An 11700-nucleotide genomic window follows, 5' to 3' on the forward strand; every position below is an offset into this window, starting at 1 on the left:
GCGCGGTGGCCGTCCTGCGCACCGAGGCCCGGCCGCAGGTGCGCGGCGAGGGAACCGCCCGCCGGGCCCCGGGACCGCGAGATCCCGGAGATCGGTGACGAACCGGCCGCCGCCCGGGCGCCGGCCGACCTGGCGTACCAGCTGCTGGACGTCACCGCTGCCGACACCGAGGAGGTCACCCACCGGCCGGTACGTCTGCCGGGTTGACGGCTCGCCGGATCCGCGCCGGGGCCGCCACGGTGGTCTCGGCGCCGTGATCGGCGGGATCGTGCTGACCGGAGGTCCCGACCGGTGTGCTGGGAGGGGGGAGTTCACCCTGGTGTGTGAACCTCGTCGTGTGACCAGAGGCCCGGGACTTTCGGCCCTGCCACCGGCCGGTGCCCGACGGTCTACTCGGACGATGCCCGACACCCTGAGCAGGACCGTCCGCCCACCCGCTGTGCGGGTCCTCCCGCACGGTGCCGTCACGATGGAGGAGATCGTGGCCGCCGAGCGGGCGATCGCCGGTGCCGTCGCCGGCGTCGAACGCGCGGATCGTCCCCGATTACGGATCAGCCGTGACCGCGGGCCGGCACCGGTCGCCGTGGTGCAGGTCAACGTGATGGTGGCCGAACGGCTGGTCCGAGTCCAGACGACCACCGGCACCGTCGCCCGGGCCACGGCCGGTGCCGCGTCCCGGCTGCGCTGCCGGCTCGATCTGATGTCCCGGCACCTGACCGCGGAACGGGCCGGATTCTGCCTGCTCGGCGCCGGGCCGGTCGCGCCGTTCCTGCCGTCGGCGGGCGTGATGCCGGTACCGGGGCGGTCAGCGCCCGGAGTGCTGTCCCGTTGCAAGAGCTTCCCGCTTGCCGTGCAGTCGCCGGACATCGCCGTGCTGACCATGGAGATGCGCGATTACGATTTCCACCTGTTCATCGAGGAGAGCAGCGGGCGCAGTGCGGTCGTGCACCGGCGCCGCGACGGCGGGCACGCGCTGATCCGGCAGCGGCCGGACACGACACCGATCCTGTCGCCGCTGGACGCGGTGCGGCGGTTGAACGCGGCGCCGCAACGCTGGTTCGAGTTCTTCACCGACAGCCGCACCGGCCGGGGTTGCGTGGTGTACCACCGTTTCGACGGGAACCTCGGGCTGATCAAGTCGCTCGGCTGACCTGCCGGGCGGCGGACGCCGGATGCCGGGCTGAACCGTCCGGTGGGCTCGCACCGCCACCTGGTCGTCGAACGGCGTAGGTGTGCATCGATCATCGCCGCTCGCGGGTCTTCTGTTCAGGCCACAGGTCCCGGCCGTCCCGCCGCCCCGCGAGTCCATCCTGTGAACAGCGATCGGGATGGGCTCGCGGGGCGGCGGCTCTGGCGAGTGCCGATGACGACGGGTCAACCGGCGGGTACGACCGCTTCCCGGTCCGGTTGCGGTTGCCGGTCGCGGGACGGGATGACCACGACCGGGCAGGTCGCCTTGCGGATGCACTCCTCGCTGACCGAGCCGAGTACGGAGTGCCGCAACCGGCCGTGTCCGTGACTGCCGAGCACCAGCAGGTCGGCCCCGCGGGCGGCGGTGGTCAGTACGATCGCCGGGTTGCCCTCGATGGTCTCCGCCGCGATCGGCAGATGCGATCCGTGTTCCGCGACGACCGTCTTGACCTGGCGGTCCAGGATCTCGGCCGCGAGCCGTTGCTGCTCCTGCGGGGAGGTCACGGTGAGCACGTCGGCCTCGATGCCGTCCCAGGCCCAGGCCATCACCGCCTGTACCGCGGTGTTCCGCCCGGTGGCGTGCCGGGCTGCCCAATCCAGGGCTCGCAGGCCGCTGTCCGAGCCGTCCACGCCTACGACGATCAGATGGTGGTTCATTCTCCGCCTCCTTCGGCGGGTGATGGTTGTGGCTGTACCGTACGGCGGGATAGCCCGTGGTCGACACGGTCGGTGGTCCGCGGGTTACGAGCCGTTGTGCTTCTTGCGGGGGACCGACGATGATGCCGGAGAAGGCGATCCCAGCGGGGCACCGTCCTGACGGCGGCCGGGCGAGAGGGCCGATGTGCCCTGGCCGGCGGTGCCGCGGACGATCACGACCGGTCCGTAGCCGTGGTGCAGCACCGTCTGCGTGACCGAGCCGAGCAGGCCGTGATAGGGCGACTCGCCGCGGGCGCCGACCACGATCAGCGACGCCTCCCGGGACTCGCGGCGCAGGACCGTGGTCGGGTCGCCGGTGAGGGTCCGGAACCGGGCCTCCACGCCGGACCGCAGCGCGTGCAGGGCGACCGTGTCGGCGAGGACCTCCGCCCGGCGCGGGTCGTCGCCGACGTGCACCACCAGAAGGCCGGTGTGCCGGCGTGCAGCCTCGTCGAAGGCGACGGCGAGCACCGGCACGGTGACGTCACAGCCGCTCACGCCGACCAGCACCGGCCCGTCCGGCGGGTCCGCCACCCGGGTCACCAGCACGCTGCCGAATGCCCGGGCGGCCAGCTGGACCGCGGTCGCCTCCCGGGGCAGGCAGGTGCGTTCGTTCAGGTTACCGTCACCGATCACGGTGAGTACGGCGTGGCGGGACAGGCGCAGCAGACCGGTCAGCGGCTGCCCTTCGAGACGTTCGGTGGTGATGCGCAGCCCGGGCGCCACCCTGGCGGCCTGGGCCCGCGCGCCGCGCAACAGGTCACCGACCGGCCGGGACGGATCCGCCGCGCCGGGATGCCAGGTGACCGTGTGCACCAGCCGTAGCGGCCGGCCGCGCGTGGCGGCTTCCATCGCGGCGGCCTCGACCGCATGCCGGCTTCCCGGAGACCCGCTCACCCCGGCGACGACCGGATGCGCGCCGGCCCCGGCGGGGTTGCGGCGCTCGGGGGACTCATGCGCTCCGACGACGACGGCCGGAGCCGATTCCGAAACGGTCATGCGGTACACCTCCACAAGCCGAGCGAGAACTCACCCACGTTCACGCTAGGGCGGGTGGTACCCGCACGGACAGGGCCGAAAGGCCCCCGACCAGGGCCTTCAGGCCCTAGGTCGCGCCGGTGGCGGCTACGGGGTCACGGTGCCCGGCCGGTCACGTCGACACCGGAGACCGGCCGGGCAGGTGGCCAGCGCCCGCACCCGGTCGGTCTCCCGGTTCAGGCCGGTCTGCCAGCGGCGGCGGTCGTCCTCCGCCTTACGGACGCAGGTGCGTACCCGCTCGTTCCACGGCACGTCGCAGTGGCGGTATCCCCGCGGTATCCGCAACTGCCAGTACGTGGTGTCGGACGTGTCCGGGGTGATCAGGAGACCGGAGCGGGGCGCCACGCCGTCCGGGCCGGCCAGCGGGCACGCCCCGGCCGCGTCGGGGCCATGGCAGACGGTGATCCACTCGCCGGTGGCCGGATCGAGGATCCGGATGACCCGGTTCGCCGTCATGACCGTCTCCTCTCGGTCGGTGCCGTTCCGGTGAGGGAGTGGACGATCGCGACGGTGCACGGGCAGTGGCGGGCCAGATGCCGGCTGACCGAGCCGAGCAGCATTCCGCGGATCGCGCCGCGTCCCCGGGACCCGGCGACCACCGGTGTGCGGTCGCGGCCACCTGGATCAGCGCGGCGGCCGGGCGGGCGCGGACCACTGTGCCGGTGACCGAGGCCGGCGGGTGGGACTGCCGGGCGGCGTCCACGGCACGGTCCATCATGCCGCCGATGACGTCGTCGACGTAGCTCGGGGGACCGACGGCGATGGTGGCTGCCATGCCGGCGGCGGGTTGCCGCACCGGTGTTTCGTCGGCGTGGACCAGCTCCGCCGTGTGGCGGGCGACGGTGGTCGTACCGGTGGCTCGGTGCCAGCCGATCGCGGTGTAACGCTGTGTTGCGATGACAGCGGTTCCGTTGCCGGTGCCGGCTTGGTGCGGGTCTTCACGGAAGTCGCGTCGCGGACGTGATGGATGCGGCTTTCGACGTGCCGATGTGGTCGCCGTGGTGCTTACCGATCGGTAGAGCCGATCTCCGAGATCTGCACCATCTGCCGGCCCACGGCGCCGCCCCTGTCGAAGGCGCGGTGCGCTGCGGTGATGTCGGTGAGCGGGTACACGCCGTCGATCACCGGGACGATCGCGCCGGCGGTGACCAGCTCGGTGAGCTCGGTGAGCTGCGCGGTCCGGGGGTCGGCGCTGAAGGTACGGATGCGGCGGGAACCGAAGACGGCGGAGGCGGCGATGGCGGCGATGGCCGGACCGGACAGGCCCACGGTGACCATCCGGCCGCCCTTGGTGAGCCGGCGGCGGTACCGGGCGAGGTCGGTGCCCACGGTGTCGACGATGACATCGAACGTGCCGGCATCATCCGGTGTGGTCTCCCGGTAGTCGAGGACGCGTTCGGCGCCCAGGTCGGTGAGCGCGGAGGTGTGCCGGGTGCGGGCGAGAGCGGTCACCCGGCCGCCGAGCGCATGTGCGAGCTGGACTGCGGCCGTACCGACGCCGCCGGCCGCGCCACGGACCAGCACGCTTTCGCCCGCTTGCAGGTGTGTTGCGCCGCGGAGCGCGGCCAAGGCGGTGATCCCGGGAACGACCAGCGCCGCAGCCCTCACCGCTGACATCCCGTCGGGCATGGGCGCGACCCGGTCCGCCGCGACGACGACGAATTCGGCGGCGCCCGCGACCGCATGTTTCTCCCTCGGGTGCACGGTGCCCCACACGGGCTCGCCGGGCCGAACACTGTCGACACCCGTTCCGACCGCGGCGACGAAGCCGGCGAAGTCCAGACCGACACCGATCGGGAACCGGCGACCCGACACGATCTTCATGGCTCCCGAGCGAACCAGCGCGTCATGCCCGTTCACACTCGACGCCGCGACACCGACGAGCACCTGGCCTGGGCCCGGCTCAGGGCGCTCGACCTCACCCACCGTGAGAACGTCCGGTGCTCCGTACGAAAAGATCTGGGCGGCCTTCATCATCATGGCCCTCTCGGTCGTGGACTTCTGCTCCCACCGAGCCTGAAGGGCTGGACGGCAATCGTGGGCGGCCGGTATTTCCTGGGATAACGAGACCCACCTTGGGACGCGCCTCGACCGCATACTGGGCTCATGGACGATGATCCCCGCCGAGAGCTCGCGGACTTCCTCAAAGCCCGGCGCACCCGGCTACGACCGGAGGACGTCGGACTGGAACCCGGGCCGCGTCGCCGGGTCCCCGGGCTGCGGCGTGAGGAGATCGCACTGCTGGCCGGGGTGAGTTCGGACTATTACCAGCGGATGGAGCAGGGCCGGGACGTGCGGCCGTCCGAGCAGGTCCTCGACGCCCTCGCGCGGGCCCTGAACTTCTCCGCCGAGGAGACCCGGCATCTGCACACCCTCGCCGCCGCCGCACGCAGGCCCGTACATCGGCGCCGGCGGCGCGCGCCCGAAGTGGTGCCGCCGACCACGCTGCGGCTGCTGCGTACGATGACCGCTCCGACCTTGGTCGTCGGCCGGCACCTCGACGTGCTGGCCTGGAACCCGCTGGCCGGTGCTCTGCTGGGTGAGCTGACGGCACTGCCAGTGCCGCAGCGCAACATGCTGTGGCTGCTCCTCCAGCCCGGTGCCGACCTGACCTGTCCCGACCGGGCTGCCACCGTCGGTGAACTGACCGCAATGTTGCGGACCGCGGTGGCCGCCGACCCCAACCACCCGCGGGCCCTGAACCTGGTCGGTGAACTCGCGGTGCACAGCGTCGAATTCCGTGCGCTCTGGGGCCGGCACGACATCGAGGAGACGACCCGCGGCCGGATGCGCGTCGTCCACCCGCTCGTCGGCGAGCTCACCCTTGACTGGGACGCCTATCGGCTGCCGGGCGCCTCACCCGGACCGATGATCGTCGCCTACACCGCCGAGGAGGACAGCCCCGACAGCGAACGCCTGCAGTTGCTTGCCCGCCTGGTCGATACGCTCTCCCCGGTGGCTGTGCCGGTCGGGCAATCCTGACTCCGGCGATCGGCATGGCGGCGGCCGCGCCGCACACTCGCTGGATATTTTCTGATCGGTTGAACGTGTGTCAGGGGGCGAGTCACTGCTGAGCTGTGCGCTCTGCACCGATGGAGACGGCGACGAGCGTGCAGGGTTCGGAGCCGTGGTTCCGCCACGCATGACGCGTGCCGTTTTGAACGACGACGTCTCCCTCGCGGAGTACGGTCGCCGAACCGTCGCCGAGCTCGAGCGTCGCCTCGCCGCGAACGACCATCAGGTAGTCGATGGTGTCGCTGGTGTGCATGCCGTCGGGTTCCGACGCCGCCATCACGCCGGGCATCTCCCACTCGAACTTCTCCGCTGCCGCAGCGAGGTCCACGTCCGGTGCTGGCGTTGCGCCCTCCGGGGGATGAGTGATGACCACGAAACGTGACCCACCCACGGGTGGGAAGTACGTCGCGGTGGGACTGGGCGATCCGTCGTCGGGGAACGTGGGGACGTCGTCGCGGCTCCAAAGCCGGTGCGCTGCGAAGCCGGGCATCAGATCCGACGTGACGGGATCCACGGTGCGGTCGTCGACGACGCGTGACGTGCCCTCGGCGTCGTGCCCGGTGACAACTCGTCTGGTCAAGGGGATTCCTTCGGTTCTCGGACGCGACTCGTGATGAGTCTTGGTCTCATCAGCGTACATCTTCATGAGACTTGGTCTCATCGGGTCGTGCGGCTACGATGCGACTGTGTCTCGCTGGCTGCCCGACTCGCATGCGCGTCTCGAAGATGCAGCCCTCGAGCTGTTCGCCGAGCGCGGCTTTGACGCGGTCTCGACCACCGAAATCGCGCAGCGCGCAGGGCTGTCCAAAGCGACCTTCTTCCGCTACTTCCACGACAAGCCGGAGGTGCTGTTCTGGGGCCAGGACCTCCTCGCCGATACGTTCCGGCAGGCGATCGCAGGGGCACCCTCGGATGCCTCGCCTCTCCAGCTGGTGGGTGCTGCGGTCCTCGCCGCGGACGGCATCTTCGACGCTGACCGGCATCGTCATGCCGCGCTCCGGGCGCGGTTGATCGCGTCCTCGGCGTCCTTGGGGGAGCGTGCGGCGCGGAAGCGTGCCGTGCTTGCTGCGGCGATGACCGACGCGCTCCGGGCGCGCAACGTCGCCGACGGCACGGCAGACCTCACGGGCATGGTGGGCGCAGCCATCTACGGTGCGGCGTACGAGCGTTGGGCCGCGAGCCCCGTCTACCGATCTTTCGCCGATCTCGCACAGCACGAGTTCGACCTGACGGTCCTCGCCGCTGCTGATATGTCTGCGCGGCCGAGGGCATCGAGGTGATCCGCGTAGCCGTCTGATGTTGACGGTGGGTCACGTGTGATCAGCAGGTCCGGGTCGGCGCGGGCCGCGGTGACGGTCGTGCTCTCGGCCGGGACGAACGTCGGAGGTCCGCAGGGGACGGCCGTCGGGGGCGGTGATCACCTGGATGTCGCCGCCGTGGGCCGTCCTGTGGGGTCCCACCCTCTCGCCGCCAACGTGCTGTGACGCTGCGTCACCGCCGAGCCGCTACTCGGATCACCTCAGGGTGCTCGACGGGTCACCTCCACCGCAGGCAGGCTCAGCAGTCGCAAGACAGCGTGGGCGAGCACGTCGGAGGCTTCGGCGGTCTCTGCGGGCGAGAGCGAGATCGTTCGCCGGAGAACGGCCGTGATCGCACCGAGGGTGGCGGTGACGAGGATGTCGAACTCGAGCGTTTCCGGCACTGCGCCGCCCGCGGTCATCGCGGCGCGTACGTCCGCCCGGATTCTCTGGCCGCGCGGATCGTTGCCGTCGTCGAGCAGTGCGAGGCGGCGGGTGAGGATCGCGGCGATCCGCGGTTGCTCGAGAGCCAGCCGCCCGGTGTGGCGCACGCTCTCGATCAGACGATCAACAGGATCGGCGTCATCGGGCAGGCGTTCGGTGAGCCAGCGCAGGTAGTCGTCGACGGCCGTGGTCGCCGCCGCTTCGAAGAGTTCCTCTTTGGAGGAGAAGTAGTTGTAGAACGAGCCGAATCCGACATCAGCGAGCTCGGTGATCGCCTGGATGCTGGCGTGCGCATCCTCACCCTCGGAGAGGAGGTGCTGGGCCGCTTCGATGAGGGCCGCACGCGTGCGTTCCTTGCGGCGGTTCTGCCGGGCGGGGGGTGGTGCGTCGGGGGCTGGCATGCCTCAACTCTACAGCCATCATCAAAGTTGATAGAGCTATCAATAATGGTGATACGATCAACTCCGCTACTGAAGGAGTGAAGTTTGATGCCTGAGGATATGGACGATTCGGGCGCCGAGCAGGTGGAACGTGGTCCCTCGGAGGTGAAGCCGGCGCGGCGCAGCACGCGGCGGACCTTTCTGAAACGAGTGGGATCGGGTGCCGCTCTTGTGGGACTCGGGGTGGTCGCCGACGAGACGATCAGGAGCGCGACAGCGCCGGTGGTGCCGCCACGAACCACCGTCACCGCTGCGGACGGCGTGCGGATCGACGACGTGACCGTCATCGACCCGCTCGACGGTAGCCGCCGTGCCGGTCGGTCGATCGTCGTGCGCAACGGGCGCATCGCCGACGTCATGCCGACCGCGTCGGCGCCGGTCGAGTCGTCCCTGCGTGTCATCGACGGCGCGGGGCGCTTCGCCGTCCCGGGCTACAACGACATGCACACCCACGTGCTCCAGTCGCCCAGCACGGAGCTCGGCTTCGCGCTGATGCTGTCCCAGGGCATCACTGGGATTCGCCAGATGGAGGGTTCCGAGGAGCTCTTGACCAGACGCGCCGAGAACCGGCTCGGGTTGAACGAGACAGCCCCGCGCCTCCTGCAGTTGCCGGGCGCGCTGCTCCTGCCGTTCAACGCGAACAGCGTCGACGACGCCCGGACCGAGATCGCCCGCCAGTGGGATCAGGGTGCCGACTTCATCAAGATGGTCCTGACCGACCGAGAAGTCTTTTTCGCCGCCATCGACGCGGCGCACGAGAAAGGCCTGCGCATCGCGGGTCACCTGCCTCCGCCGGTACGCATCGACGCTGCGGCCGAGAGCGGCTTCGACTCCATCGAGCATCTCGGGACCGGTTCGAGCGTCTTCCTCACACTCTCCACCAAGGCCGACGAACTCTGGGCACAGACCCCGTCCACGCTGCCCTTCCCCACCTGGGCTGCCGGCATCCCCTTCGCCGGCTGGGCCTTCGACACCTTCCTGAAGAAGAACTTCCTCGGCCCGGCCACCAACACCACGGATGCCGGCCAGCTCGCTCTGCTGAAGCAGGCCTTCGACACCTACTCCGAAGACCGCGCGACCGAGCTCGCCGGATCCTTCGTCGCGAAGCGGACCTGGAACATCCCGACCATGGCCAACATCAGGAGCAAGTACGCCCTCGACGATGCGGAGTTCCGTGACGACCCCTGGCTCAAGCAGCTCCCCGCCAAGGAACAGGAGGAACATCTCGCCGCCGTCGCGACGTTCCGCTCCACCCCGTCCGCCGACCTCGACATCCTCCACGAGTACTACGAACGCACCCTCCAGACCGTGGGCATCTGGGCGAAGGAAGGGGCGCCGATCATGACGGGAACCGACGGCAACGGTCGCGGGGTCGGCAACAGCTTCGCGATCGAGTTCCGCGAACTGGGACGCGCAGGTCTCACTCCGCTCCAGGTTCTGCAGGCCACGACCAGCCAGCCGGCGAGCTACCTCGGGCGCACCGACCGGATGGGCCGAATCGCCGCGGGGATGGACGCCGACCTGCTCCTTCTCGACGCCGACCCGTTGGCCTCGATCGAGGGGCTGAGTTCCATCTCCCTCGTCATGCGCGACGGACACGACTACACGTCCGCCGATCTCGAAGCACGCATCGGGCGGCTCATGACGGCACAGGACTGATCTTCGGCATGCGGCTACGCCGCCCCGGCGGCCCGCCGTCGTCCGGCCACGACCGCGGTTCGTGATGTGCCGGCATTCCGAGGGTTCTGACATCTGACGTTGCCGGCACTGTGGCGTCGAGAAGTGCTCGACCGCGCGGAGCACCTGCCTCATGACCTCGCCCGCGGCGGTCCAGTCGAGCACCTGTTCGCGTAGGCGGAAGGCATGCGCCATGGTCTGCCGGGTACGGGGCAGCGTGTAGCGGATTGTCTGGTTAGGATCACCGCCTGTGCGAAACCGATTGATTCTCGCGTCCTTTTCCGGAGCGGCGGCCGTGGTGCTGACCGGTGCCGCGGCGTTCGCGGTGGCCGGGGGAACCTCCGCCGCGGTGCCCGGGTACGCCGCCCGGGTCGTCGTCCCCGACGCCACGGGACTTCCCGCGCAGGGCTGCTCCGGTGCTCTCGTCGACAAGCAGTGGGTGCTGACCTCGGCGCTCTGCTTCACCGGGCAGGCCACCCCGGCCGCCACCGTCTCGGTGGCAGGTGTCACCCGTACGGTGACCGAGGTGCTCAAGCACCCGGACCGGGCGGTCGCCCTCGCGCGTCTGTCCGCCGATGTCACCACTGTCGAACCCGCGAAGCTGGCGGGCACCCCGTCCGCGGGGGAGACGCTGACGTTCGCGGGCTGGGGCCGTACCGCGACCACCTGGGTGCCGGACCAGGCGCACCGGGCGGATTTCCAGGTCACGCAGGTTTCCGGTGTCACCGCCGAGCTGACCGCGGCTGCCGCTGACGCCGCCCTGTGCAAGGGGGACGCCGGAGCGCCGCTGGTGCGCGGCTCGGACGTGCTGGCCCTCGCTGCGTCGGCCGGCCAGCGCGGCTGCCTGGACGCGCCAGCGGGCGGTACCGGCGCCGCGCAGGCGGTCCTGGTCGGGGATCTGTCCGGTTGGCTGGCCGCCGCGACTTCGGTCCCGGCGGACTTCAGCGGATTCGCCAAGGTCCAGGCTGGTCGTTTCGACGGTGACGCTCACCCGGACGTGACGGCCATCGAGCCGGCGACCGGCAAGTTGTGGCTGTTCCCGGGTACTTCCACCGGTCATGTGGTGGCCCCGAGGGTGGAGATCGGCCGGGCCGGCTGGAACGCGTTCAGTCAGATCGCGGCCGGTGACGTCACCGGTGACGGTCTCGCCGACCTGGTCACTCTGGAGTCCGCGACCGGCAAGTTGTTCCTCTATCCGAACACCGGCCAGAGTGGTCTGTCGCTGCCCGGCGCGCGGGTGGAGATCGGCCGTAGTGGCTGGAACGCTCTCACCGATCTGATCACCGGTGACTTCACCGGGGACCGTCTCGCCGACGTCGTCGCGGTGGAGTCGGCGACCGGCAAGTTGTTCCTCTATCCGAACACCGGCCTGACCGGGCTGTCGCAGCTCGGCGCGCGGGTGGAGATCGGCCGGGCCGGCTGGGGCGCGTTCGGCAAGCTCGTCGCGGGGGACTTCACCGGTGACGGCCTGGCGGACATCCTGGCGGTGGAGTCCGCGACCGGCAAGCTTTTCCACTACCCGAACACCGGCCAGAGTGGCCTGTCGCTGCCGGGTGGCCGGGTCGAGGTCGCCTCCGGCTGGCAGGGCCACACCGAGGTGGCGGCCGCCGATTTCACCGGTGACGGCCGGCAGGATCTGTTCGCGCTGGTCTCCGGCGCCGGATGGCTCTATCCGCTGAACGGTGACGGGTCGGCGCCGATCAGTACCCGGACTCAGGTGCGTACCCTCTCCTGATGTGCTGCTCCGGGACGGCGGGCCGGCCGTCCCGGGTTGACCGTGATTGATCGTCGCCGTGGCGGGGACGGGCGGCGGGGCGCCGGGGTGTCACCCCCCCCACCCCCCCCCCCCCCCCCCCCCCCCCCCCCCGCGGCGAACAAAAACCGGCAACCCCCGGCGGCCG

Annotated in this window: 14 protein-coding genes and 1 pseudogene; 7 read left to right on the forward strand and 8 right to left on the reverse strand. The window is 70.6% G+C overall.

All coding sequences use genetic code 11. The annotated features are described in order from the left end of the window. Positions 1 to 90: 90 nt before the first annotated feature. Both WH85_RS54235 and WH85_RS36380 read left to right on the forward strand, forming a co-directional pair. Positions 91 to 207 carry a dsRBD fold-containing protein gene (locus WH85_RS54235; RefSeq protein ID WP_425394685.1) on the forward strand — a complete coding sequence of 39 codons (117 nt, stop codon included), beginning with the start codon at positions 91 to 93 and terminating at the stop codon, positions 205 to 207. Between the two features lie 193 nt (positions 208 to 400). Then, positions 401 to 1150: a sigma 54 modulation/S30EA ribosomal C-terminal domain-containing protein gene (locus tag WH85_RS36380; RefSeq protein ID WP_083449522.1), complete on the forward strand. Its 750-nt coding sequence runs from the start codon at positions 401 to 403 to the stop codon at positions 1148 to 1150. Positions 1151 to 1374: 224 nt separating this feature from the next. Here WH85_RS36380 and WH85_RS36385 read toward each other — a convergent pair whose 3' ends face one another. From WH85_RS36385 to WH85_RS54240, 4 genes are all read right to left on the reverse strand, one after another. After that, complete coding sequence (locus tag WH85_RS36385) at positions 1375 to 1848, reverse strand: universal stress protein (protein WP_045746663.1); 474 nt, start codon at positions 1846 to 1848, stop codon at positions 1375 to 1377. A gap of 84 nt (positions 1849 to 1932) precedes the next feature. Next, on the reverse strand, positions 1933 to 2886 hold the full coding sequence (locus WH85_RS36390; RefSeq protein WP_157411442.1) for a universal stress protein: 954 nt from the start codon (positions 2884 to 2886) through the stop codon (positions 1933 to 1935). Between the two features lie 126 nt (positions 2887 to 3012). After that, positions 3013 to 3381: a hypothetical protein gene (locus tag WH85_RS36395; protein WP_045746664.1), complete on the reverse strand. Its 369-nt coding sequence runs from the start codon at positions 3379 to 3381 to the stop codon at positions 3013 to 3015. After that, positions 3378 to 3485 carry a universal stress protein gene (locus WH85_RS54240; RefSeq protein ID WP_425394686.1) on the reverse strand — a complete coding sequence of 36 codons (108 nt, stop codon included), beginning with the start codon at positions 3483 to 3485 and terminating at the stop codon, positions 3378 to 3380. Before WH85_RS54240 ends, WH85_RS36395 begins: the two co-directional genes overlap by 4 nt. On the opposite strand from WH85_RS54240, the gene WH85_RS53390 reads away from it, so the two are divergent. Next, positions 3459 to 3668: a hypothetical protein gene (locus WH85_RS53390; protein ID WP_245674239.1), complete on the forward strand. Its 210-nt coding sequence runs from the start codon at positions 3459 to 3461 to the stop codon at positions 3666 to 3668. The genes WH85_RS54240 and WH85_RS53390 overlap by 27 nt on opposite strands. 262 nt (positions 3669 to 3930) lie before the next feature. On the opposite strand, the gene WH85_RS36405 is transcribed toward WH85_RS53390, so the two are convergent. Then, on the reverse strand, positions 3931 to 5022 hold the full coding sequence (locus WH85_RS36405) for an NAD(P)-dependent alcohol dehydrogenase (RefSeq protein ID WP_342669818.1): 1092 nt from the start codon (positions 5020 to 5022) through the stop codon (positions 3931 to 3933). A gap of 9 nt (positions 5023 to 5031) precedes the next feature. Between WH85_RS36405 and WH85_RS36410 the strand changes: the two genes are divergently transcribed. Further along, a complete protein-coding gene (locus WH85_RS36410; RefSeq protein ID WP_045746666.1) occupies positions 5032 to 5907 on the forward strand; it encodes a helix-turn-helix transcriptional regulator in 876 nt (291 codons plus the stop codon). Positions 5908 to 5989: 82 nt separating this feature from the next. On the opposite strand, the gene WH85_RS36415 is transcribed toward WH85_RS36410, so the two are convergent. Next, positions 5990 to 6586 (reverse strand): cupin domain-containing protein, encoded by a 597-nt coding sequence (locus WH85_RS36415; RefSeq protein WP_245674240.1) that lies wholly within the window; start codon positions 6584 to 6586, stop codon positions 5990 to 5992. A gap of 40 nt (positions 6587 to 6626) precedes the next feature. On the opposite strand from WH85_RS36415, the gene WH85_RS36420 reads away from it, so the two are divergent. Beyond that, entirely contained in the window at positions 6627 to 7220 is a 594-nt protein-coding gene (locus tag WH85_RS36420; protein WP_045746678.1) for a TetR family transcriptional regulator, read from the forward strand. Between the two features lie 75 nt (positions 7221 to 7295). Here the strand turns inward: WH85_RS36420 and WH85_RS51025 are convergent. Both WH85_RS51025 and WH85_RS36425 read right to left on the reverse strand, forming a co-directional pair. After that, a pseudogene (locus tag WH85_RS51025) lies at positions 7296 to 7379 on the reverse strand (IS5/IS1182 family transposase); the annotation flags it as partial. Positions 7380 to 7459: 80 nt separating this feature from the next. After that, complete coding sequence (locus WH85_RS36425; RefSeq protein WP_045746667.1) at positions 7460 to 8083, reverse strand: TetR/AcrR family transcriptional regulator; 624 nt, start codon at positions 8081 to 8083, stop codon at positions 7460 to 7462. Between the two features lie 99 nt (positions 8084 to 8182). Here WH85_RS36425 and WH85_RS36430 point away from each other — a divergent pair, with 99 nt between their 5' ends. Together WH85_RS36430 and WH85_RS36435 are read left to right on the forward strand one after the other, a co-directional pair. Then, complete coding sequence (locus WH85_RS36430; protein WP_281179122.1) at positions 8183 to 9781, forward strand: amidohydrolase family protein; 1599 nt, start codon at positions 8183 to 8185, stop codon at positions 9779 to 9781. Positions 9782 to 10049: 268 nt separating this feature from the next. Beyond that, positions 10050 to 11534: an FG-GAP-like repeat-containing protein gene (locus WH85_RS36435; RefSeq protein ID WP_083449525.1), complete on the forward strand. Its 1485-nt coding sequence runs from the start codon at positions 10050 to 10052 to the stop codon at positions 11532 to 11534. Positions 11535 to 11700: the final 166 nt, after the last annotated feature.

This window comes from Actinoplanes rectilineatus, assembly GCF_000962825.1.
Lineage (GTDB): Bacteria > Actinomycetota > Actinomycetes > Mycobacteriales > Micromonosporaceae > Actinoplanes > Actinoplanes rectilineatus.